Below are 23,096 nucleotides of genomic sequence, written 5' to 3'. Positions count from 1 at the left end.
TTGAGTTATTCAGAATTACCTTTTTTGGGTATTATATATTAATAAAGAGTCTTTTAGAAAATTATAGAGAGTATTAATGAGCAAGAGCGGAATAATACTATTGTGTAGCATATAAAAATAATGATAAACTATATTTATGACTTTTATTAAATTAAAGTTTAAAGTTAGGTAATCTTAAGTACATATTAAAAGTTAATAATAGTTAATAAAGTATTTAGGTTACGCGAAGAAGGTAGGCGATAAATTTGAGTAAAGAAAGATTAGTTATTTTAGATGGGAATAGTTTATTGTATAGAGCGTATTTTTCCATGAGACTACTTACTAATTCAGAGGGGTTACATACTAATGCTCTTTATGGATTTACTAATATGTTAATAAAAATAAAAGAGGATTATAAACCTGATTATATAGTGGTAGCTTTTGATAAAAAAGGTCCTACTTTTAGGCATACAGAATATACAGAGTATAAAGCTGGTAGAAAAAAGATGCCACCTGAGTTAGCAGAACAGTTTCCAATAGCTAAGGACATTTTAAGAAAATTTTCAATTAGTATATTTGAAAAAGAAGGTTTTGAAGGTGATGACTTAATAGGAACACTTTCTGTATTTGCAGATAAAAACGATATAGAAACTTTCATAATTACAGGAGATAGGGATGCATTACAATTAGCTACAGATAATGTGAAAGTAGTTTTAACTAAAAAAGGATTAACTGAAGTTCAAGTTTATGATAAAAATAAATTCATAGAAGAATTTAATATTACACCTAATGAATTTATAGATGTAAAAGGATTAATGGGAGATACATCTGATAATATTCCAGGGGTACCGGGGATAGGTGAAAAAACAGCATTTAAATTAATACAAGAATATGGAACTATAGAAAATCTTTTAGATAATATAGATAAGGTAAGTGGAAAAAAATTAAAAGAGAACCTTACAGAATATAAAGAACAAGCTATTATGAGCAAGAAACTTGCCACTATAATTTTAGATGCTCCAATTGATTTGAATTTAGAGGAGATAAAGTCTAAAAGTGAACTAGATGTTGATGGCTTAAGAGAGATATTTTTAAGATTACAGTTTAAAAATATATTGAATAAAATACCAGAGCTAAATGAAGTAAGCTCAACTGAACAAGTTGAGGCACATGATGAATTAGAGATTAGAATAGAAGAAGTTAAAGCAGTTATAAGCTTAAAAAAGGTTGTTAATGATTTAGAGGGTGAAGTTTATCTTTTAGGTGATATATTAGATGGAAGTATAACCTCTAAAACCTCTATAGATAAGCTATATATAAACAATAAAGAAAATAACTATGTAATTAATATCAATGAACTTTTAAATGAAAACAAAGAAGAAGTTATTGTATTACTTAGAGAACTTTTTACTAGTACAGATATAAGTTTAATTTCTCATAATGTAAAGCATATATATACTTCGCTTATAAACTTAGGAATTAGACCTAAGGATATTAAATTTGATGTTGAGATAGCTGCATACTTAGTAGACCCAGGAAAAAAAGAATATTCTTTAAAAACATTAATTGAGGGTATATTACATAATAATATAGAAGAAAGCAGCATAGATTATAGAAGTAAAGAAGCCTTCTATTTAAAGGAGCTTTACACATACTATAAGGAAAGAATTTCAGAAATGAATATGAATGAACTTATGTATGAAGTAGAAATGCCTTTAATAAAAGTAATTGCAATTATGGAGAAACAAGGTATAAAGGTGAATAAGGAGAAGCTACAGGAACTTAGTGAAAAATTCAGTATTGAAATAGCTTCTATGGAAAATGAAATTTACGATTTATGCGGAGAGAAATTTAATATAAAATCACCAAAGCAACTTGGAAAAATTTTGTTTGAGAAATTAGATTTACCAGCTAAAAAGAAAACAAAAACAGGTTACTCAACTGATGCTGAGGTATTAGAACAACTTATGGATAGTCATCCTGTCATAGAAAAGATAGTATACTATAGACAACTTACTAAGATATATTCAACTTATGTAGAAGGTCTTAAGAATGTAATTGATATTGATGGAAAAATTCATTCTAGTTTTAATCAAACAGTTACTACTACTGGAAGACTTTCAAGTACAGAACCTAATCTTCAGAATATACCTATAAAGTATGAAATGGGAAGAGAAATTAGAAAAGTATTTATACCAGATAGTGAAGAATGTGTACTACTTTCTGCGGATTACTCTCAAATAGAACTAAGAGTTCTTGCACATATTGCAGGAGATGAAAATATGATTAATGCTTTTAAAGAGCATAGTGATATTCATAGAAAAACTGCTTCAGAGGTATTTAGAGTACCAGTAGAAGAGGTTACATCTATCATGAGAAGTAATGCTAAGGCTGTTAACTTTGGAATAGTATATGGTATAGGAGATTTTAGCTTAGCTAAAGATTTAGGTATAACTAAAAAGGAAGCTAAGGAATATATAGATACTTATTTAGAAAGATACCCTAAAATAAAGGAATACCTAGATAAGGTAAAAGATGAAGCTAGAGAAACTCAAAAGGTTACAACTATACTTAATAGAATTAGATTTATACCAGAGATTGCATCATCTAGAAAAATGGTAGTTGCTTTAGGTGAAAGACTTGCAATGAACACTCCAATTCAAGGAAGTGCAGCAGATATTATTAAGGTAGCTATGGTTAATGTTTCAAGAAAGCTTGAAAGCAATAATCTAAAATCTACATTAATACTTCAAGTTCATGACGAACTTATACTAAATGTATATAAAGAAGAACTTAAGGAAATTGAGAAAATTGTAAAGGAAGAAATGGAAAATGCAATAAATCTTAGTGTTCCTTTAGAAGTTGACTTGAATTATGGAGACAACTGGTATGAAGCAAAATAAAATGTTAAAGATAGGATTAACGGGAGGAATAGGCTCTGGTAAGAGTACTATCTCTAATTATCTAAAGTCTTTAGGAATTCCTATTATAGATGCAGATGCTATTTCAAGAGGTATAATGGATAAATATCCAGAAATAAAGGAAGAAATAAAAGAGTGTTTTGGCAAAGAATTTTTTGATGAGCATAATGAACTAAAAAGACGAGAATTGGGAGCTTATGTATTTAAAACAGAGGAAAGAAAGCTTAGATTAGAAAATATAATGATTCCTTATATAAAGAAAGAGATACATATTGAATTTCAATTACATGAAAAGAATAATAGTAAGTTATGTATATTAGATGCTCCAACTTTAATTGAGCAAGGATTGCATTTAGAGATGGATTATAACATTCTTGTATGGATACCGGAAAGAGTGCAGATAAAAAGAGTGAAAAAAAGAGATAAATTAACAAAGGGTGAAATACTAAAGAGAATAGAAGCTCAAATGTCTTTAAATGAGAAAAGAAAAAAAGTTGACTTTATAATAAATAATAATAAAAACTTCCAAATAACTAAAAATAAGATAAATCTTATTTTAAAGGAATTAAATTATTTTGAATCATAATAAGGGTGACATTATTTAAACTTACCCTTTAAAAGTTATTAAGGGGGAAGAATGAAAAAATTTTTAAAAAGATTTGCATTATTTTTAATCATCATTGTGATAATAGCTGCTTTAAGTTATAAAAGTATTGGAAGAAGAATGTTTTCTGATAATTACGGAGAAATAGTAAGCAAATATGCAAAAGAGTATGATGTTGATCCATACTTAATTCTTTCAGTAATAAAAGCTGAAAGTAATTTTGATAGCAATGCTACATCAAGACAAAATGCAAAGGGCTTAATGCAAGTTACTCCACCAACAGCTAAGTGGATAGTGGATCAAATGGGTATTACTGAATTCAATGATGAGAGCTTATATGATCCAGAGATAAATATAAAGTTAGGAACATGGTACCTTAAAAACTTAGAAGGAGAATTCGGAGAGAATTTAGATCTGGTTTTAGCATCATACAATGGTGGAAGAGGAAATGTTAATAAATGGCTTAAGGATATTAATTACTCAAGAAACGGAACAGATTTGCATAGTATACCATTTAAAGAAACTGATGATTATGTAAAGAAGGTTAAATTTTATTATAAGATTTATAATAGGCTTTATGAGTACTAAATAACTAAAATTAAGTTTAAAATATTAAAAGACCAACTTGTAGTTAAGCAGAGTTTATATAGAATATAAAACTATGTTAACTACTTAAGTTGGTCTTTTAATTAATTATTTATAAAGTAAAATCTTATTTTTTTACTTTAGATTTTTTTTGAACAGAATATCCAAAAGAACCTAAGGCTTTAGAATTAATTCCAAAGTACTCTCCATGAGAATAGCATATTAAGTTTGCTTTATTAAAATGAATTTTACCCTTTTCATCAATAAGATCATTATTAACTTTAATGTTTGTAACTTCAAATAAAAACATATCATGAGTTCCTAGTGGAGTTATTGATTTTAACTTACATTCCATTGCAATAGGACATTTCTCAATAGATGGAGTTTTAATGCTTACTCCTTCGTTAAGTTCTAAGTTAAAGTGTTTGATTTTATCTAGTTTTCTACCAGAGCGAACTCCACAGAAGTCAACAACTTTAACCATGTCCTTAGAAGGTAAATTAATAACACATTCTTTACTTTCTTTTATGTACTCATAGGAAAGTCTTTCAGGACGTATACCTACTGCAATTACAGGAGGTTTAGTACACACCGTACTTATCCAAGCAACTGTAAATACATTGACTTTATCTTCTTTATTTTTTGAAGTAATTAAAACTGCTGGAGCAGGATTTAACATTACACTTCCTTTAAAATTTTGCTTTTCCATATATATCTCTCTTTCTTTTATTACAATTATTAATAAAAATATAAGCAATATAAATAAATATTATTTACTTCATCCTTATAAAGGTTTATTATAAAATATAAAGGAAAACTTTACAATGACTTATATAAATAAAAGATTATTTATATAAGAAGAATAAAAAAAGTATTAAGGCGAATAATATGTAAGATTTAGTATATATTAAGTATATATACTTGTTATGAAAAGAATAAATTTATTATTATAGGTTTATTTACGAATATAATTAAAATTCCGAAAATAAAAATAGTAATAATTTTTATTGACTAATTTTTTTACCTAATATAGACTATTAATATAAGAAAAAATGAAAAGTTAATATCGTTGTACTTTAGGTTCCTATTTGGTGAAAAGGGAATGTGGTGAAAACCCACAACAGCCCCCGCTACTGTAATTGAGGACAAACCTTACATATCCACTTTAAGTTCATGCTTATGGGAAGGGTAAGGGGAGATAGATTCATAAGTCAGGAGACCTGCCTAAAGTATAATAGATTTATCACTCGGAGGGAAGGATAATCTATTAGTATAAGATCTGAGATGTATAATTATTTGATATGGAAAATAATCTCAAGGGAATTATGGTAAATTATCAAATTAAGAATTATATAAATAGATGTATTATTAATAGAAGGACTTCCAAAATGTATATTTGGAAGTCTTTTTTTACTATAAGGAGGAGTTTAATATGAAAAAAGCAATATTGATTGTAAGTTTTGGAACAACTCATGAAGATACTAGAAAAGCTACTATTGATGTCATAGAGTCGAGAATAAAAAAGGAATTTGAAGGTTATGAAGTGAAAATGTGCTATACATCTCATATCATCCTTAAAAGATTAAAAGAAAACTACGGTATATACGTTGATACGCCAGAAGAAGCTTTAAATAAATTAGCAGATGAGGGATACGAAGAAGTATATCTTCAACCGCTACACTTAATACCTGGAGAGGAGTTTGATTACATAAAAAAAGTAACTTTCCATCAGTTTTTAAATAAGTTTAAGGTTATTAAGATTGGTAGACCTTTATTATACTTTAAAAGTGAAGAAGAGGATATACCAGATGACTACACAATACTATTAGAGGCTATGAATAATTACATACCTAAGGATAGAGCTGTGGTATTAATGGGACATGGATCAGCGCATCCATCTAATTCAGTATATAGTTGCTTTGAAAGCGTATTAGTTGATGAGGGATATGATAAGGTTTATATGGCTACAGTTGAAGGCTATCCAACCTTAGATAGAGCAATTAAATTTTTAAATAAAAACAATCATAAGAAAGTAACTTTAATGCCATTTATGTTTGTGGCTGGAGATCATGCTAAACATGATATGGCAGGGGATGAAGAAGATTCTTGGAAAGTAATATTAAGTGAATTAGGATTTGATGTAGATATTATTTTAAAAGGAATTGGTGAATTCCCAGAGGTTCAAGACATATATATAGAACATTTACATGATATAATAGAAGGAAAGTATTGCCATGTAGGCAAAACAAAAAAAGGAATGAAAAAAAGAAAGTAATTTTTTATGTTTTAAGGAGTGGAAGATATGGCTAAAATAATGTTTCAGGGCACTGGATCATCAGTTGGAAAGAGCATATTAGTAACTGCGCTTTGTAGAATACTAACACAGGATGGATATTCCGTTGTTCCATTTAAATCTCAGAATATGTCTTTAAATTCTTATATCACCTTGGATGGTAAAGAGATGGGAAGAGCTCAGGTTTTACAGGCTTATGCATGTAACAGGGAGCCAGAAGCTTATATGAATCCTATTTTATTAAAACCAACAGGAGATAAAAAGTGTCAAATCATAGTTAATGGTGAGGTTTACGGAAACTCTACGGCTATGGAATATCATAATATGAAATTACAGTTTAGAGATATGCTTAAGGAGCAATTTGAAAAGCTTGAAGAAGAATTTGATATTGTGGTTATGGAGGGGGCAGGAAGTCCCGCAGAAATTAACTTAAGAGATAGAGACATAGTTAATATGGGAATGGCAGAGTTAGTTGATGCACCTGTATTTTTAATAGGAGATATTGATAAGGGTGGAGTTTTTGCTTCTTTAGCTGGTACAATGATGCTTTTATCAGAGGATGAAAAACAAAGAGTTAAAGGAACTGTAATCAATAAATTTAGAGGCGATGTGGAGATATTAAAACCAGGACTTGACATGCTAGAGGATATTATACATATACCTTGTGCTGGAGTAGTGCCACACTTTACTTTAGATTTAGAAGATGAGGATGGAGCTGTTGAATTAAATACTAAGATAACAGATAAAATTGATGTTGTAGTAATAAAACTTCCTAGAATGTCTAACTTTACAGATGTTGATGCTTTAGCTTTAGAAGAGGATATTTCCTTAAGATTTGTAACTAAGTTAGAGGAGTTAGGTACACCAGATATGTTAATTATTCCAGGTAGTAAGAATACAATTGAGGATCTTATGTATTTAAGAAATAGTGGTATTGAAAAGGCTATTAAGGAATATGCAGAGAATGGATTGTTAATGGGTATATGTGGTGGATATCAAATGCTAGGTAAATCTTTAAAAGATCCTTACTTCACAGAATCTTCTATTGAAGAAGTAGAGGGAATGAATTTATTAGATATAGAAACAGTATTTGAAGAGAAAAAAATTACAACAAGAGCTAAGGCTTTAAGAAAAGTTGCAAGTGTAAATGACTTAAATAATTTCATAGGCTTCAAAGGGGAAGTTTATGGTTATGAAATTCATATGGGTACTTGTACTTATGGAGAAAAAGCTAAGCCTATGTTTGAAATTTATGAAAAGAACAAAGAAGCAACTCTTTATAATGATGGAGCAATAAATAAAAAAGGAAATGTATTTGGTACATATATACATGGAGTTTTTGATGGGGTTGAGTTTAGAGAGTATGTAGCTAACCTTTTAAGAGAAAGAAAAGGTATAGACAAAAAAGTATCTAGTACTTATGAAAATATAAGAGAAAAGGAACTAGATAAGTTAGCAGATTTAGTTAGGAACTCTATTGATATGGAGTTAATATATAAGACCTTAGGAATTAAGGGTAAAAAAGAAAAATAAAATATGGGAATGATAAATATGAGTTTTTATGTCTTGGATATATTCTTAGCAGTAATAATAGATTGGATTATTGGAGACCCTTATGGGTTTCCACATCCAGTTATATATATTGGAAAGTTAATATCTTATTTAGAGAAAAAGGGCAGGAAATTATGTAAAGAGGAGAAAAACTTAAAGGCTTTTGGTGGACTAATCGTTATAATAGTTGCTTTTGTATCTTACATAATACCCTTTATTATCTTGTACTTAACTAGAAAGGTACCTATAGTACACCACTGTTTAAATATTTTTATGCTATGGATGGTGCTTGCTTGTAAGTGTCTTGCTAAAGAAGGTAAGAAAGTTTACTATTCTTTAGAAAAAAATGATATAGAAGATGCTAGAGTAAAGTTGTCTTATATTGTTGGTAGAGATACAACTCAACTTTCGGAACATGAAATAATAAGAGCAGATGTGGAAACAATAGCTGAAAATGCAGCTGATGGAGTAATTGCACCTTTGTTTTATGCTATGATTTTTGGAGCACCTTTTGCTATGATGTATAAAGGTATTAACACTATGGATTCTATGTTAGGATATTTAACTGAAAAATATAAGTATATAGGATTTTTTCCTGCTAAGGTAGATGATGTTTTTAATTACATACCTGCAAGGATAACAGGTATTCTTATTGCATTATCTGCACCAATTGTTAAAGGGAATATTTTTGAATCTATAAAAATTATGATTAGAGATAGAAGAAATCATAAAAGTCCTAATTGTGCTTATCCAGAGGGAGCAGCTGCTGGAGCAATGAGAGTTCAATTAGGAGGTACTAATGTGTATTTTGGTGAAGTAATATATAAGCCTACTATTGGTGATAGCATAAAGGAACTAAGTATGCATCATATAAATCAGTGTATAAAGCTTATGTATTCATCAGAAAGCTTATTATTTTTAATTTATTTTATTATAAATATTTTGATATTTAAATTTATGTAATAAGAGATTTTTAAAAAGATTTATATGGTATATAAAGTTAAGCTGTTATCTTTTAGTTTTATAATTTATAAAATTAAAAGATAACAGTACTAAAAAGGTACAAATAGAAAAGAGTAAGGTCTTTATAAATAAAAAGGTAAAGAGGAATGAAGTAAATGATACATGGTGGAGATGTATATACAGATGGTATTTTAAAGGGTAAGGAGTTAATCGATTATAGCTCTAACATAAACCCATTGGGAGTACCACAAGGATTTAAAGAAAATATTTTAAAAGCTCTGGATGCTTTAACAAGGTATCCGGATATTAAATATAGAAGTCTTAAAGAAGACTTAGCTAATTACAATAATATAAATAAAGAATATTTTATTTTAGGAAATGGTGCAGCAGAAATAATAGATCTTACTATTTCACAAGAGCAAAGCATTTTAATTATAGCACCATCCTTTGGTGAATATGAATGTAGTGCTAGAAAAAATAATTGCAGAATAATATATTCTTATTTAAGAGAAACCTATATTGAAAATATAGGATATACTCTTGATTATGATTACGAAGATATCATGAATAAAACAAAAGAAGTTGATGCTATAGTAATAGGAAATCCTAATAATCCTAATGGAGAGATAATAAAGAAGGATAAATTTATTGAGATTTTAAGTTACTGTAATGATAATAAAAAAAGAGTTATTATAGATGAAGCTTTTATTGAGTTTATAGGAGATATGAGTAAAAGTTTAATTAATTATACTGAAAAATATAGTTGTCTTGTAATCATAAGAGCACTTACTAAGTTTTATGCTATGCCAGGAATTAGATTTGGCTATGGAATTTGTAGTGATAAAAAATATTTAGAAGAAATACGAAAAAAACAACTTCCGTGGAATATAAATACCTTTGCAGAATTTGCTGTAAGTGAAGTTTTACGCGATAGTGATTATATAAATAAATCCATAAAATGGATTAAGGAAGAAAGAAAGTTTTTCCTTGCAGAACTTAAAAAAATAGAACTTTTCGAAAAAGTCTATGAGACAAGTGGAAACTTTGTTTTGTGTAAATTAAAAAATTTAAGTGATGAAAAACTTTATGAACTTACTTTACAAAGAGGACTTTTGGTTAGAAAATGTGGAAGTTATGAAGGATTAAATAATAGATATATAAGATTAGCCATTAAGGACAGAGAACTTAACTTAAAAGTTTTACAGATATTTAAGAGCATTGAAGGAGAGGTGTAGTCTGTGAAAGGAATATTAATATCATCTAATGCAAGTGGGGGAGGTAAAACTACCATTACTCTTGGACTTATGAAAGCCTTTAAAAATAGAGGTTATAAGATTCAAGGATATAAGGTAGGTCCTGATTATATAGACCCTGCATTCCATTCTAAGATAACAGGCACTACTTCTAGAAATTTAGATCTTCATCTTATGGGAGAAGAAGGTGTTAAAGCTAGCTTTTCCAGGGGAAAAGGAGATCTTGCTATTGTAGAAGGGGTAATGGGGTTTTATGATGGAAAAGGAATAGGAGAAGAGAGTTCTACTTATGAGATTGCAGAGCTTTTAAACTTACCAACTGTGTTAGTATTATCTCCTAAAGCACAGGTTGCAACTTTGTGTGCACAAATAAACGGAATAAGAGATTATAAAAATGCTAATATAGCTGGAGTTATTTTAAATAATATATCTCCTTCTTATTATATGTTATTAAAAAAGGCTATAGAAACTAACTGTAATATGCCTGTTTTTGGATATCTTCCTACTGATAATAGATTAAGCTTAGAAAGTAGACATTTAGGATTAGTTCAAAGTAGTGAAATAAAAGATATAGAAGAAAAAATAGAAATTTGTGCTAAACTCTTAGAAGAAAAGGTTGACTTAGATAGATTATATGAAAGTTTTGTTGAAACAAAAAAATATAAAGATACCTTTCATTTAAAAAGAGAGAACTTAAGAATAGGAGTAACTTATGATAAAGCATTTAGCTTTTATTATAAGGAGAACTTAGAACTTTTAGAAGAAATAGGAGAAGTTATATACTTCAGTCCTATGATGGATAAGGAACTACCTAAGAATTTAGATTTTATATACTTTGGTGGTGGATATCCAGAGGTCTTTATGAAAGAACTTAAGGAAAATATAAGCATGAGAGAAAGTATACTCTCAGCTCTTGAAAATGGAGTAAAGGCATATGCAGAGTGTGGAGGGCTTATGTATCTTACACAAGCAATTTATTCTTTAGATGAAGAAGCTTGTCATAGAAAAGACTTGGTTTCTTTCTATGAGGGATCAACATATATGAGTACTAAATTACAGAACTTTGGATATGCCAAAATAGTAATAAATAAAGAAAATGATTTGTTACCTTTGGGGTTAAAAATCAACTGTCATGAATTTCATAAATCTTATGTTGACTTAAAAGAAGAAAAAATATATGAAGTGAGAAAAGAAAGCTTTACGGGTAAGTTAAAGACATGGCAATGTGGCTATGTTAAAAATAATACCTTAGGTGCATATGCTCATGTTCACTTCTTCGGTAACTTAGAGTTTATAAATGAATTATTAAAGTAATTAATATAAGTTTTAAATAATATCTCAAATTTATATTTGAATATCTTTAATCTATAAAAATATTTATATGTTAAAGGATACTTATTGTAATACAAATACGATGAAAATTATAAGTAAGAGATTTGAAAATAAAGTTTTAATATTAAAAAATATATAATTTAAAAGAGAGAATTAAGGAGAATTAATATGGAATATATAAAAAAACCTATGGATATAGAAGTAAGAAGTTTTGAAATAATTGGAGAGGAAATGGGAGAACATAACTTCTCTGAAAGAGAACTATCAATAATAAAAAGAACTATTCATACCACAGCAGACTTTGAGTATAAAGATATAGTTTATATAAGAGAAGGTTCTATAGATGCAGCCTTAGAAGTGCTAAAAAAGGGAACTACAATATATACAGATACTAAGATGGCTTTATCAGGTATTAATAAAAAGGCATTAGAAAGCTTAGGATGTAAGGTTGTATGTTATGTAAGTGAACCAGAAGTTGCACAAATAGCTAAGGAAAGAGGAATAACTCGTTCAATGGCAGGACTTGAAAAAGCTGTAGAAGACGGTGTTGAGTTCTTTGTTTTTGGAAATGCTCCAACAGCTTTATTTAGATTAAAAGAACTAATTCAAGAAGGAAAAGCAAATGCAAAATTTATATTAGGAGCTCCAATAGGATTTGTAGGTGCTGCAGAATCAAAGGAAGAAATTGAAAAGTTAGATATTCCTATGATAACTGTAAGAGGAAGAAAAGGTGGAAGTACTGTAGCAGCATCTATTGTGAATGCCTTAATGTATATGATAGTAGATAGATCATAGTTTAAATCTAAAGAATGTGAGTTGATAATAATGCTTGATATGTATGTAACTGTTGATGGTAAGAAATTAAGATGTGGATATACTACAGGTTCTTGTGCAGCGGGTGCGGCTAAGGCGGCTGTAGACATTTTATACAATGATGCTGAATTAGCTGAAATTACTATTACAACTCCTAATAGTATAGAACTAACTATGCCCTTAGAAAAGATTATAAAAGAAAAGGACTATGTTGAGGTTTGCATAATTAAAGATGGCGGAGATGACCCTGATGCTACCCATGGTTTAGAAATATGGGCTAGAGCAGAAAAGAAAGCGTGTGGATATACTTTAAAGGGTGGTAAAGGCGTTGGAACAGTAATGGGAGAAGGCTTATACATACCAAAGGGAGAAGCGGCTATAAATCCTGTACCTAGAAAGATGATAGAGTACTCAGTGAAAGAAGTATTGCCAGATCATAAGGGTGTTGAAGTAACAATCTTTGTACCAAAGGGAGAAGAAACTGCTAAAAAAACCTTTAATCCTAGACTAAATATAGTTGGAGGTATTTCTATTCTTGGAACCACAGGTATAGTTACTCCTATGTCGGAAGAATCCTTAAAGGATTCCATAAAGCTTGAAATACGACAAAAGGTTGCTAAAGGATATAAGGATTTGGTTTTGGTTTTTGGAAATATGGGAGAAGATCAATGTAAGGAACTTAATATAAATCCTGATAAAATAGTTACTATGTCAAACTTTGTTGGATTTGCTTTAGACTGTTGTTTAGAATATGGAATAAAAACTGTATTAATGGTAGGACATATAGGAAAAATGAGTAAAATATCAGCGGGATGTTTTCAAACTCACAGTAGAGTTTGTGATGTTAGACTTGAGGTTATAGCTCTTGAGTTAGCCTTAGAGGGTGCTCCTATAGAACTTATTAAAAAGGTATATAGTGAAAAGACAACAGAGGGTGCCATTAAGGTTATTCCAAAGGAGTATAGTTACATCTATGGCAGTATAGGAGAAAAAATAAAAAATAGAATATATCTTTATAGTAGAGAAGAAATGCATGCAGAAGTGATTTTATACTCTATGAAAGAGGGTATATTATATAATAGCCTTAATAAAAAAGAAAGCAAAGGTGAATAAGTATAGTTATGAATAAAGGAAAGATTTTTATTGTGGGTTTAGGACCTGGACATAAAGATTATATTTTACCTAAGGCTACTGAAATTTTAAAATCTGTGGATTTAATTATAGGATTTAAAAGAGCAGTTGAAAGTATAGACTTTATAGAGGGGCAAAAACTTGTAATAAATACACTTAAGGATACCATTGATATATTAAATAAAAATAAAGAATTAAATATAGGAATTTTAGCATCAGGAGATCCTTGTTACTATGGAATAACTAATTATGTGAAAAATAATACAGAGTCTGAAATTGAAGTTATTCCAGGTATAAGTTCTTTTCAATATTTGACTTCAAAACTTTCATTGCCTTGGCAAGGAGCATATTTAGGAAGTATGCATGGGAGAGAAGGAGAATTTATATCTAAGGTTAAAGAAAATGATATGACACTTTGGCTTACGGATAAAAAATACAAAGCTAATGTTCTTTGTAAGATGTTAATTGAAGAGGGCATTGATGCTACAATTTATGTAGGTGAAAATTTATCTTATGAAGATGAAATTATAACCTGTGGTAAATTAGAAGATGTGCAGTATAAAGAATTTAATGAATTATCCGTTGTAATAATAAAAAAATAAATATTAAATTATGTATTTTTAGAGGAAATAATATTTATTGAATAGGAGAATATCATGAAATATATAAAAGACGAAGAATTTTTAAGAGGCGATTGTCCTATGACAAAGGAAGAAATAAGAATTCTTAGTATTTCTAAAATGGAATTAGAAGAAAATCATAAGGTGCTTGACGTTGGTGCAGGAACTGGATCAGTAAGCATTCAAGCTGCTAAAATTTGTACAGAGGGTAAAGTTATAGCTATAGAAAAAGATGAGGAGGCATTAAAAACAATTTATTTAAATAAAGAGAAATTTAATGCGAATAATCTTGAAGTAATTGAAGGCTCTGGGGGTGCTGTTTTGGCTACCTTAGAGGACACTTTTGATTCTATATTTATTGGTGGAAGTAGTGGGGAATTAGAAGAAATTATAAAATTATGTCATGATAAGTTAAATAATAATGGAACCATGGTTTTAAATTTTATAACTTTAAACAATGTTCATACCGCTATGGAGACATTAAAAAGTTTAGGATATAAAATACAATGTACTCAAGTTTCAATTAGCAAAACTAGAGGACAGAGCTATATGTTAATAGCATTAAATCCGATTTTTATCGTTTGTGGTAAAAAAACTATTGAGGAGGACTAAAATGGGAAAATTATATGGTATAGGTGTAGGCCCAGGAGATTCAGAATTACTAACTATAAAGGCTGTTAAGGTATTAGAAAAGGCAGATATCGTTGTGGTACCTACAGCAATGGCTAATGGTAAAAGTATTGCTTATGATACAGCAAAAGAATATATAAAAGATGAAACAGAGGTTTTATTTAAACACTTCCCAATGGGTGGAGAAGAGCAAGAAGCTAAAATATATGAAGCTTATAAAGAAGTTGAAGAACTTTTAAGTAGTGGAAAAGATGTAGCTTTCTTAACTATTGGAGATCCTTTTGTATATAGTACATATATTTATCTTTTAAATCACTTAAAAGATCATGGTTATGAGGTAGAAACAGTACCTGGAATAACTTCATTTTGTGCTTGTGCATCAATTGCAGGAGAACACTTAGTTATAGGTGATGAGCCTTTATTAATAACTCCAGCTACTAGATTAGATTCAATAAAGGATGAAAAATTCTTAGTTATAATGAAAGTATATAAAGTAGAAGAAGAAGTAATTAACTTCTTAGAAGAAAGAGGTTATACTTATACTTATGTTAAGAGAGCTGGAAGAGAAGGGCAAGAGGTTCTTAGAAATAAAGAAGATATAATTAATAGTAGAGAATATATGAGTTTAATAATTGCTAGAAAAAACTAGAAGAAGATTATAGTATTAAAATCTAAAGGTAAAAGGAGAATAAAAAATGGTTTATTTTATAGGTGCAGGTCCAGGAGATGTTGATTTAATAACAGTTAAAGGTAGAGATACACTTGCCAAGGCAGATGTTGTTATATATGCGGGTTCTTTAGTAAGTAGTGAACACATGAAGTTTTGTAAAGAGGGAGTAGAAATTCATAACTCAGCATCAATGTCTTTAGATGACGTTTTAGAAGTTATGGAAAAGGCTCATAAAGAAAATAAGAATATAGTAAGACTTCACACAGGAGATCCTTCTATATATGGAGCTATTAAAGAGCAAATGGATGAACTTGATAAAATGGAAATAGGCTATGAAGTTATTCCAGGGGTAAGTTCATGTACAGCTGCAGCTGCTGCAATAAAAAAAGAATTTACATTACCAAGTGTTACTCAAACTTTAATTTTAACTAGAGTAGAAGGAAGAACTCCAGTTCCAGAAACAGAAGACTTAGAGAACTTAGCTAAAATAGGTGCTTCTATGGCTATATTCTTATCAATTAGTATGATTGATAAGGTAGTAGCAAAATTAAGAAAAGGTTATGGAAGAAATGTACCTATAGCTGTAGTTGAAAGAGCAACATGGGAAGATCAAAGAGTTATATATGGAACTTTAGATGATATAGCTGACAAAATAAAGGAAGCTGGAATAGTTAAATGTGCTCAAATTTTAGTTGGTGACTTTATTGATTGTGATTATGAAAAGAGTAAACTATATGATAAAACTTTTACTCACATGTTCAGAGAAGGAAAGTAAAAATGGATATAGCAGTAATTGCTGTAACTAATGAAGGAGAAAAAATTTCACAATTACTTAAAACTATCTTAGACTTTGATTTTTATAGCAAAGATGAGGTAAAGCAATTTGGAATAAAGAGCGTAACTGAAAAATGTTTTAATAAATATAAAGCTATAATATTTATTAGTTCTACAGGAATAGCTGTAAGGGCTATTTCCTCCTTTGTTAAAAGCAAAACCACAGATCCGGCTATTATAGTAATTGATAATAGTATGAAATTTGTAATTAGTTTATTAAGTGGTCATATAGGTGGAGCAAACGAATTAACTATGCAAATAAGCAAAGAATTAAATGCTATGCCTATTATAACTACTGCAACTGACAATTTAGGAATTGTAGCGCCAGATATGATAGCTAAAGAAAATGACTTAGTTATTGAAAATATGAAGACTTGCAAGGATGTAGCAGCAGTTTTAGTTAATGGTGGTAAAGTTGCATTTAAAGATGAAAAAAATATAATTCAAGTTCCTAAGGGTTATGTGGCATATAAAAAAAATGAAAGCTATGAAGCTATGGTTATTGTGGGAAATAAAGAAAGTTATTTTGAAGATAATAATATTCCTGTTCTTAAGTTGATGCGAAGGGATATTATTCTTGGAGTTGGATGCAAGAAAAACTATGACTCTTTAAAGATGAAAAACTTTATATTGAAGGTTTTGAAAGAAAATAACATTAATAAATTATCTATAGCTCAAATATGTACAGTAGAAATAAAGAAAAATGAAGAGGCCATTGTGAATTTATCAAGAGAGTTAAATTGGCCCATGAAGATATATACAATTGAAGAAATAAGAACTATTCATCATAAATATAAGGGTAGTGACTTTGTGGAAAAAACTATAGGTGTAAGAGCTGTAAGTGAACCTGTAGTTGAATTAAGTGGAGCAAAACTATTTATTGAAAAACTAACTCATGAGGGAATGACCTTAAGTATTGGTGAAGTTAGTATAAGAGAGGAGAAATAATTTTGGGTAAATTATATGTAATAGGAATAGGACCAGGTGGATTAGACCATTTAACAATAAAGGCAAAGAAAGCAATTGAGGAAAGTGATATTATAGTTGGATACACAAAGTATATAACTATGGTAGAACCTTTATTAGAAGGAAAAGAAATCTTCAAAACAGGAATGAAGGGTGAAGAAGAAAGATGTAGAAAGGCTATAGAGCTTACTAAGGATAATAAAACAGTTTCAGTAATTAGTACAGGTGATGCAGGTATATATGGAATGGCAGGGCTGATTCTACAATTAGAAAATACTGCAGATGTAGAAATAATACCAGGTGTAACAGCATCTTCAGCAGCAGCATCAGTTTTAGGTGCTCCTTTAATGCATGACAACTGTAATATAAGCTTAAGTGATTTAATGACTCCATATGAGTTAATTAAAAAAAGAGTTGAATTAGCAGCAGAAGGAGATTTTGTTATATCTTTATATAACCCTAAGAGTATGGGAAGACCTCATTACTTAAGAGAATGCTTAGAATTAGTTAAAAAGCATAGAGATGGTAAAACTCCAATAGGAGTAGTTAAAAATGCATTAAGAGATGGTCAAGAGGTTAGAATTTTTACTTTAGATAATTTTGATGAAAATGTAGTTGATATGTTTTCTATTGTAATCATAGGAAATAGTCAAAGTTACGCTGAGAATAATAGAATAATTACTCCTAGAGGATATAAAGTAAGATAGGGCTAGATTATGATAGGATTAATATTAGGAACCTCAGAAGGAAAGACCTTATTATCTCTTTTAAATGAGTTTACAGAGGATATCTTTATTACAACAGCTACATCTTATGGTGGAGAACTATTAAAGGAATATAAGTATAAAATACTTAATACTACACCCTTAGATTTAGAAAAAATAAAAGAAAAAATAAAAGAAAATGAAATAAAAATTTTAATAGATGCTTCTCACCCTTATGCTTTAGAAGTAACTAAGAATGCAATTGCTGCCTGTGAGGAATGTAATATAGAGTATTTTAGATATGAAAGACCTTCTATAGTAGAAAAGTATAAAGATAACCCTAATGTAATAACTGTAGAAAGTTATGAAGAATTAGGAAAACATTTATCTAAAATAAGAGGAACTATATTAAATACAACAGGAAGTAGAAATATAAAAAGAATATTAGATTTGAATTTACCCAACCCTATAATTCATAGAGTTCTTCCTACTTTAAAGGTTATGGAGGAATTAGATGAACTAGGACTTAAACCAGAATCTATAGTTGCTATGAAAGGACCTATAAGCTATGAGCTTAATAAGGCCTTCATAAGGGAACATAGTGCAGAGGCTATTCTTACTAAGGATAGTGGGATTCAAGGGGGAACAGAGGAGAAAATTTTAGCTGCTATAGATAGTAACATAAAAATATTTGTAGTAGATAGAGTTAATTCAATAAAACCTAATCAATTTGGAAATGCAGAGGAATTAATAAGGTTTATTAGGAATAAATTTTATTAATCATGAATATACTATGATTAGAATGAATGCTAAAGATACTAAGATATTTTAATGGATTTAAATTAAATCATATGTATAGCAATAAAATTTAGGATATTTAAAGTTATAGTAGCAATATTATGCAATTAATATTGCTACTACGTGATTTATATGGTATTATATAAATGCTTAAAATTAAATAATTAAGGATTTAGGTTCATGATGATTAAAAGGGAAAGAGGTGTAAGTCCTCTACAGCCCCCGCTACTGTAAGAAAATACGAACCCCAGATAGCCACTGATAACTCGGGAAGGTTGGGAAGTAGGATGAAGTTCGAGTCAGGAGACCTACCTAAGTCTAAGAGTAGTAAGCCTTCGGAGGGAAGAGTTCTATATTTAATACTATAGCTTATAAGTTTTAAAGTATAATTTAAGCAGTATTAGTTAGATATTATAAACCCAACCTTAAAAGGTTGGGTTTTATTTTTATAGACTCATGCTTACTCACAAATTAGAAAGCTTGTATCACTCTAGCTAAAATCCTTGTATTTAATTTTTAGTAGTATATCTAGTAATTTAGAAATCACTATCTAAAAAATTTTAAAGGAGTGAGAGTTATGAAAAACTCTAAAAAAATAGGCATCATAATGAGCCTAGCATTAATAGTTTTAATTGCACCAAGCACAGTATTTGCTATGCATATTATGGAAGGATTTTTAAGTCCTAAATGGGTAATTTTATGGTTTTGCGCATCTGCCCCATTTTTTATAGTGGGACTTGTAAGATTAAGAAAAATCTTTAAAAAGGACCCAAAACAGAAAGTTTTAGTAGGATTGGCAGGAGCATTTGTATTTGTTTTATCAGCTCTTAAGCTACCTTCAGTTACTGGTAGTTCATCACATCCTACAGGTGTTGGTTTAGGAGCTATATTATTTGGACCAACAGTTATGACTGTTTTAGGGACTGTAGTATTGTTATTTCAAGCATTATTATTAGCTCATGGTGGGCTTACTACTTTAGGTGCCAATGTATTTTCTATGGCAGTTGTAGGACCATTTGTTTCTTACTTTGTTTATAAATTATTAATGAAGAAAAAAGGAACTCAAAAAATAGCAGTATTTACTGCAGCAGCTTTAGGTGATTTACTTACTTACACTGTTACAGCTTTTCAATTAGCACTTGCTTACCCAGATCCAGTTGGGGGAATTACTGCATCACTACTTAAGTTTTTAACTATATTTGCAGTAACTCAAGTACCTTTAGCAATTGCAGAAGGGCTATTAACAACTGTTGTATTTAATTTATTAAAAGACAATGGTCCAGAGGAGGTAGTAAGTGATGAGCAAGAAAACTAAAACAAATTTAATTTTAATAGTACTTGCAATAGCAATAACGGTATTACCATTTATTATTAATGCTAATGCGCCTTATGAAGGAGCAGATGGACAAGCAGAAGAGTTGATTACTGAAATAAATCCAGATTATGAGCCATGGGTTCAAAGTTTATGGGAACCACCAAGTGGAGAAGTTGAAAGCTTATTATTTGCTCTTCAAGCTTCCATAGGTACAGGAGCACTTGCTTATTATTTTGGATATAGAAAAGGAAAGAAGAAGAGTGTATCTAAATCATAATTTATCTTATAGTAATAGATTAGTAGAAATAAAAGCACAATATAAATTTTGTTTTGCAATTTTCTTATTTGTTTTAAGTTTAAGTATTACAAATTATGCTTTTAATATAGGATTGTTTTTAATTATAAGTGTAATAAATATTTATGTTTCAAAAAATACTATAAAAAGATATTTTAAAAGTCTTTGTGTACCTTTGATATTTTTGTTAATAAGTATTGTTAGCTTAATAATATCATTTTCGGCAGATACACAGGGGTACATTACTTATTTTACTTTAGGAAGTGTAAATATAGGTATAACCTACACAGGAGTAGAAACTTCACTAAAGTTATTCTTAAGAACTATGAATTCTATAAGTGCTATGTATTTTATAGTGCTAACAATGCCTATGAATCAAATAGTAGAAGTACTTAAGCTAATGAGGCTTCCAGAAATTTTTATTGAGGTTGTGGTACTTGTATATAGATTTATCTTTATATTCATTGAAGAATATAGAGAGATTCACATGGCGCAATATTTAAGGTTTGGTTATAAGGATATAAAGAAATCTTACAATTCAACTTCTATTTTAGTTAAATGTTTATTTGTAAGAGTCATGGAAAGATATAGTGATTTAGTTGTTATATTAGATACGAGATTATATCAGGGGAAATTTCATGTTTAATAAGGACACTAATAGTAAATTAATAGTAGATATTCTGTTATTTAAATTTTAAAATGATATAATAATTTATTGGGGGCGTTGTTTTTATATAATTTAATTATGTTATATATAACAGCGCCCATATTTAAAATAATATGTATGGAATTAAGGTGATACAGTGATAAAGGTAAAAGATTTAACTTACGTATATGAAGATGAAACAATGGCCTTAAAAAATATTAACATGGATTTCGAAAAATATATGAGAATAGGAGTTGTAGGTGCTAATGGTGCTGGAAAATCAACGCTTTTTCAGTCCTTAGTTGGGATTTTAAAGCCAACTACAGGTAATATTCTTGTTGATGATAAAAAAATTAGATATGATAAAAAAACTTTATATGATTTAAGAAGAAGAGTAGGAATTCTTTTTCAGGACCCAGATAAGCAAATATTTTATTCAAATGTATATGATGATGTTGCCTTTGGACTAAGAAATTTAGATATACCTGAATCTGAGGTTAAGATTAGGGTAGATAAGGCATTAATAGATGCAGGAGCAAAGGAGTTTGAGAAAAAACCAGTTCACAATTTAAGTTATGGTCAAAAAAAGAGAGTTGCTATTGCTGGAATATTAGCTATGGGCTATGAACTAATTTGTTTTGATGAACCTACTGCAGGATTAGATCCCAATATGACAGAGGCTGTAACGGATATAATAAAAGAGCTAAGTAATAGAGGGGTTAGAGTAGTAATTTCGAGCCATAATATGGATACAATATATGAACTTTGTGAGTATATATATGTTATTAATAAAGGGGAGATAATTGCTGAAGGTGAAAGTAAAGAGGTATTTTTAAAAGGAAATATACTTGAAGAGGCTGGTCTTAGAGAACCTTGGCTTGTAAAAATACATAAAAATATGAACTTTCCCTTGTTTACAAAGGAGGAAGACCTTTATAAGTATTGGAGGGATATAAATGGAGATAGCTGTAATAGGGGTTAACCATAATAAAACACCTATAAATATTAGAGAAAAGGTTTCTTTCACAGAAGCTAGAAAAATAGAAGGAAGTAACTATTTATTAGATAGAGGAATAAAAGAAGTTATAATATTATCTACATGCAATAGAAGTGAGATTTATATAGCTGCAAAGAATGTAAGAAAATATATACCTATAGTTAGAGAGTTTTATAGTGAGTTCTTTAATATCTCTGATATAGAAGAATATTTATTTGAAAAAGAGAACATTGATGCCATTAGGCATTTATATTTTGTTACATCAGGGTTAGACTCCATAGTTTTAGGAGAAGATCAAATTTTAGGTCAGGTAAAGGACTCTTTATTATTTTCTATGGAGATAGGATGTAGTGGAAAGGTTCTTAATAAATTATTTAGAGAGGCCGTTACAGTAGCTAAGGGTATAAAAAGCGATTTTAAAATATCAGAAATACCCTTATCAACTAGTTATATAGGCATAAAATATTTAAAAGAAAATATAGGGAGCTTTAAAGGAAAAAAAGCTTTAATAATAGGAACAGGAAAAATAAGCTCTTTAGCTCTTACTTATCTAGAAGAAGAGGAGTTAGGTGAAGTTTATATAACAAATAGAACACATGGAAAGCTTAAAAGTGTGGTTAATCAATACCCACATGCTAAGATAATTGAATATGAAAATAGATATGAGTACCTAAATAAAGTTGATATATTAATTTCAGCAACTGCAGCTCCACATACGGTTATAGCTTATGAAAAGATGCCACAATTGGAAAGTGAGTTATTTATATTGGATCTAGCTTTACCTAGAGATATTGACAGAAGAGTTGCAGAGGTTAAGGGAGTAACTATTTATGATATAGATGATTTGAAAAAGGTATCTGATGAAAACTATCAAAAAAGGATAGATCTTTGTAATGGAGCCATGGACATTATAGAAGATAATATAGAAACTTTTTTACAATGGCTACAAGGAATAAAGATAGATCCTATAATTAAGTCATTAAATGATAGATGTAGAGAAATAGAAGAAGATACAATGGCTTATATAAATAGAAAATTAGAGTTAGATGGCAGGGAACAAAAAATAATAGAAAAAATGCTTAAGTCTTCTTTAAAGCGTCTTATAAGAGAACCAATATTTACTCTTAAGGAGACAAAGGAAGAAGGGGAAATTGAAAAATATATAGAAACCATAACAGATTTATTTAACTTTTAAG

General features: G+C 29.3%; 23 protein-coding genes and 2 riboswitches. Of the genes, 22 read left to right on the top strand and 1 reads right to left on the bottom strand.

From position 1 onward, the window contains the following. Positions 1-245: 245 nt before the first annotated feature. From polA to BUA48_RS03655, 3 genes are read left to right on the top strand one after another with little or no spacing between them, the layout of a single operon-like run. Complete coding sequence (polA, locus tag BUA48_RS03665; protein ID WP_072830178.1) at positions 246-2,882, top strand: DNA polymerase I; 2,637 nt, start codon at positions 246-248, stop codon at positions 2,880-2,882. Then, positions 2,869-3,486 (top strand): dephospho-CoA kinase, encoded by a 618-nt coding sequence (gene coaE / locus BUA48_RS03660; RefSeq protein WP_242944287.1) that lies wholly within the window; start codon positions 2,869-2,871, stop codon positions 3,484-3,486. Before polA ends, coaE begins: the two co-directional genes overlap by 14 nt. A 51-nt stretch (positions 3,487-3,537) precedes the next feature. Then, the gene (locus tag BUA48_RS03655) at positions 3,538-4,092 is read left to right on the top strand and encodes a lytic transglycosylase domain-containing protein (protein ID WP_072830176.1); all 555 of its coding nucleotides are present in this window, start codon (positions 3,538-3,540) and stop codon (positions 4,090-4,092) included. A gap of 124 nt (positions 4,093-4,216) precedes the next feature. Here the strand turns inward: BUA48_RS03655 and BUA48_RS03650 are convergent, their stop codons facing one another. Next, positions 4,217-4,798, bottom strand: a complete 582-nt coding sequence (locus BUA48_RS03650; RefSeq protein ID WP_072830174.1) for a flavin reductase family protein — start codon at positions 4,796-4,798, stop codon at positions 4,217-4,219. Positions 4,799-5,150: 352 nt separating this feature from the next. Further along, positions 5,151-5,331: riboswitch (cobalamin riboswitch) on the top strand. A gap of 190 nt (positions 5,332-5,521) precedes the next feature. Here BUA48_RS03650 and BUA48_RS03645 point away from each other — a divergent pair. The 19 genes from BUA48_RS03645 (at position 5,522) to hemA (ending at position 23,095) form a co-directional block, all read left to right on the top strand. Then, positions 5,522-6,364 (top strand): sirohydrochlorin cobaltochelatase, encoded by an 843-nt coding sequence (locus BUA48_RS03645; protein WP_072830172.1) that lies wholly within the window; start codon positions 5,522-5,524, stop codon positions 6,362-6,364. 27 nt (positions 6,365-6,391) lie between these two features. After that, the gene (locus tag BUA48_RS03640; RefSeq protein ID WP_072830170.1) at positions 6,392-7,915 is read left to right on the top strand and encodes a cobyric acid synthase; all 1,524 of its coding nucleotides are present in this window, start codon (positions 6,392-6,394) and stop codon (positions 7,913-7,915) included. An 18-nt stretch (positions 7,916-7,933) separates the two neighbouring features. Next, positions 7,934-8,896, top strand: coding sequence for an adenosylcobinamide-phosphate synthase CbiB (gene cbiB, locus BUA48_RS03635; protein ID WP_143147656.1), 963 nt, complete (start codon positions 7,934-7,936; stop codon positions 8,894-8,896). Positions 8,897-9,051: 155 nt separating this feature from the next. Further along, positions 9,052-10,131, top strand: coding sequence for a pyridoxal phosphate-dependent aminotransferase (locus BUA48_RS03630; protein ID WP_072830166.1), 1,080 nt, complete (start codon positions 9,052-9,054; stop codon positions 10,129-10,131). Positions 10,132-10,134: 3 nt separating this feature from the next. After that, positions 10,135-11,463 carry a cobyrinic acid a,c-diamide synthase CobB gene (locus BUA48_RS03625; RefSeq protein ID WP_072830164.1) on the top strand — a complete coding sequence of 443 codons (1,329 nt, stop codon included), beginning with the start codon at positions 10,135-10,137 and terminating at the stop codon, positions 11,461-11,463. Positions 11,464-11,649: 186 nt separating this feature from the next. Further along, positions 11,650-12,276 (top strand): precorrin-8X methylmutase, encoded by a 627-nt coding sequence (locus BUA48_RS03620; RefSeq protein ID WP_072830162.1) that lies wholly within the window; start codon positions 11,650-11,652, stop codon positions 12,274-12,276. A gap of 30 nt (positions 12,277-12,306) precedes the next feature. Then, entirely contained in the window at positions 12,307-13,407 is a 1,101-nt protein-coding gene (gene cbiD / locus BUA48_RS03615) for a cobalt-precorrin-5B (C(1))-methyltransferase CbiD (protein ID WP_072830160.1), read from the top strand. Between the two features lie 8 nt (positions 13,408-13,415). Then, positions 13,416-14,027 (top strand): precorrin-6y C5,15-methyltransferase (decarboxylating) subunit CbiE, encoded by a 612-nt coding sequence (gene cbiE / locus BUA48_RS03610; protein WP_072830158.1) that lies wholly within the window; start codon positions 13,416-13,418, stop codon positions 14,025-14,027. A 54-nt stretch (positions 14,028-14,081) separates the two neighbouring features. After that, the gene (gene cbiT, locus BUA48_RS03605; RefSeq protein ID WP_072830156.1) at positions 14,082-14,657 is read left to right on the top strand and encodes a precorrin-6Y C5,15-methyltransferase (decarboxylating) subunit CbiT; all 576 of its coding nucleotides are present in this window, start codon (positions 14,082-14,084) and stop codon (positions 14,655-14,657) included. A gap of 1 nt (position 14,658) precedes the next feature. After that, positions 14,659-15,324, top strand: a complete 666-nt coding sequence (locus tag BUA48_RS03600) for a cobalt-factor II C(20)-methyltransferase (RefSeq protein ID WP_072830154.1) — start codon at positions 14,659-14,661, stop codon at positions 15,322-15,324. Positions 15,325-15,370: 46 nt separating this feature from the next. Further along, positions 15,371-16,120, top strand: coding sequence for a precorrin-4 C(11)-methyltransferase (gene cobM / locus BUA48_RS03595; protein ID WP_072830152.1), 750 nt, complete (start codon positions 15,371-15,373; stop codon positions 16,118-16,120). A gap of 2 nt (positions 16,121-16,122) precedes the next feature. Continuing rightward, positions 16,123-17,127 carry a cobalt-precorrin 5A hydrolase gene (cbiG, locus tag BUA48_RS03590; protein WP_072830151.1) on the top strand — a complete coding sequence of 335 codons (1,005 nt, stop codon included), beginning with the start codon at positions 16,123-16,125 and terminating at the stop codon, positions 17,125-17,127. Between the two features lie 2 nt (positions 17,128-17,129). Further along, on the top strand, positions 17,130-17,852 hold the full coding sequence (gene cobJ, locus BUA48_RS03585) for a precorrin-3B C(17)-methyltransferase (protein WP_072830148.1): 723 nt from the start codon (positions 17,130-17,132) through the stop codon (positions 17,850-17,852). Between the two features lie 9 nt (positions 17,853-17,861). Beyond that, positions 17,862-18,629, top strand: a complete 768-nt coding sequence (locus BUA48_RS03580; RefSeq protein WP_072830146.1) for a cobalt-precorrin-6A reductase — start codon at positions 17,862-17,864, stop codon at positions 18,627-18,629. Positions 18,630-18,804: 175 nt separating this feature from the next. After that, positions 18,805-18,977, top strand: a riboswitch (cobalamin riboswitch). Between the two features lie 247 nt (positions 18,978-19,224). Beyond that, positions 19,225-19,962 (top strand): energy-coupling factor ABC transporter permease, encoded by a 738-nt coding sequence (locus BUA48_RS03575; RefSeq protein ID WP_072830144.1) that lies wholly within the window; start codon positions 19,225-19,227, stop codon positions 19,960-19,962. Then, positions 19,946-20,239 carry an energy-coupling factor ABC transporter substrate-binding protein gene (locus tag BUA48_RS03570; protein WP_072830142.1) on the top strand — a complete coding sequence of 98 codons (294 nt, stop codon included), beginning with the start codon at positions 19,946-19,948 and terminating at the stop codon, positions 20,237-20,239. The genes BUA48_RS03575 and BUA48_RS03570 overlap by 17 nt, the downstream gene beginning before the upstream one ends. Then, positions 20,196-20,903, top strand: coding sequence for a cobalt ECF transporter T component CbiQ (gene cbiQ, locus BUA48_RS03565; protein WP_178138940.1), 708 nt, complete (start codon positions 20,196-20,198; stop codon positions 20,901-20,903). The genes BUA48_RS03570 and cbiQ overlap by 44 nt, the downstream gene beginning before the upstream one ends. 157 nt (positions 20,904-21,060) lie before the next feature. Next, positions 21,061-21,885: an energy-coupling factor ABC transporter ATP-binding protein gene (locus BUA48_RS03560; protein WP_072830140.1), complete on the top strand. Its 825-nt coding sequence runs from the start codon at positions 21,061-21,063 to the stop codon at positions 21,883-21,885. After that, positions 21,860-23,095: a glutamyl-tRNA reductase gene (gene hemA, locus BUA48_RS03555; RefSeq protein WP_072830138.1), complete on the top strand. Its 1,236-nt coding sequence runs from the start codon at positions 21,860-21,862 to the stop codon at positions 23,093-23,095. The genes BUA48_RS03560 and hemA overlap by 26 nt, the downstream gene beginning before the upstream one ends. The last annotated feature ends 1 nt before the right edge of the window (position 23,096 follow it).

Origin of the sequence: Clostridium collagenovorans DSM 3089 (assembly GCF_900130005.1) — a bacterium.
GTDB classification, from domain to species: domain Bacteria; phylum Bacillota; class Clostridia; order Clostridiales; family Clostridiaceae; genus Clostridium_D; species Clostridium_D collagenovorans.
This window is presented reverse-complemented; position numbering and strand designations above follow the sequence as displayed.

What these genes read in the sequence shown, in the direction of transcription:
- BUA48_RS03645 (WP_072830172.1), top strand. Translation starts at nt 5,522, where the DNA reads ATGAAAAAAGCAATATTGATTGTAAGTTTTGGAACAACTCATGAAGAT.
- BUA48_RS03570 (WP_072830142.1), top strand. Translation starts at nt 19,946, where the DNA reads ATGAGCAAGAAAACTAAAACAAATTTAATTTTAATAGTACTTGCAATA.
- BUA48_RS03600 (WP_072830154.1), top strand. Translation starts at nt 14,659, where the DNA reads ATGGGAAAATTATATGGTATAGGTGTAGGCCCAGGAGATTCAGAATTA.
- BUA48_RS03655 (WP_072830176.1), top strand. Translation starts at nt 3,538, where the DNA reads ATGAAAAAATTTTTAAAAAGATTTGCATTATTTTTAATCATCATTGTG.
- cbiT (WP_072830156.1), top strand. Translation starts at nt 14,082, where the DNA reads ATGAAATATATAAAAGACGAAGAATTTTTAAGAGGCGATTGTCCTATG.
- BUA48_RS03620 (WP_072830162.1), top strand. Translation starts at nt 11,650, where the DNA reads ATGGAATATATAAAAAAACCTATGGATATAGAAGTAAGAAGTTTTGAA.
- BUA48_RS03630 (WP_072830166.1), top strand. Translation starts at nt 9,052, where the DNA reads ATGATACATGGTGGAGATGTATATACAGATGGTATTTTAAAGGGTAAG.
- cbiE (WP_072830158.1), top strand. Translation starts at nt 13,416, where the DNA reads ATGAATAAAGGAAAGATTTTTATTGTGGGTTTAGGACCTGGACATAAA.
- coaE (WP_242944287.1), top strand. Translation starts at nt 2,869, where the DNA reads ATGAAGCAAAATAAAATGTTAAAGATAGGATTAACGGGAGGAATAGGC.
- cobM (WP_072830152.1), top strand. Translation starts at nt 15,371, where the DNA reads ATGGTTTATTTTATAGGTGCAGGTCCAGGAGATGTTGATTTAATAACA.
- cbiD (WP_072830160.1), top strand. Translation starts at nt 12,307, where the DNA reads ATGCTTGATATGTATGTAACTGTTGATGGTAAGAAATTAAGATGTGGA.
- BUA48_RS03580 (WP_072830146.1), top strand. Translation starts at nt 17,862, where the DNA reads ATGATAGGATTAATATTAGGAACCTCAGAAGGAAAGACCTTATTATCT.
- BUA48_RS03650 (WP_072830174.1), bottom strand. Translation starts at nt 4,798, where the DNA reads ATGGAAAAGCAAAATTTTAAAGGAAGTGTAATGTTAAATCCTGCTCCA.
- BUA48_RS03575 (WP_072830144.1), top strand. Translation starts at nt 19,225, where the DNA reads ATGAAAAACTCTAAAAAAATAGGCATCATAATGAGCCTAGCATTAATA.
- hemA (WP_072830138.1), top strand. Translation starts at nt 21,860, where the DNA reads ATGGAGATAGCTGTAATAGGGGTTAACCATAATAAAACACCTATAAAT.
- BUA48_RS03640 (WP_072830170.1), top strand. Translation starts at nt 6,392, where the DNA reads ATGGCTAAAATAATGTTTCAGGGCACTGGATCATCAGTTGGAAAGAGC.
- cbiB (WP_143147656.1), top strand. Translation starts at nt 7,934, where the DNA reads ATGAGTTTTTATGTCTTGGATATATTCTTAGCAGTAATAATAGATTGG.
- cbiG (WP_072830151.1), top strand. Translation starts at nt 16,123, where the DNA reads ATGGATATAGCAGTAATTGCTGTAACTAATGAAGGAGAAAAAATTTCA.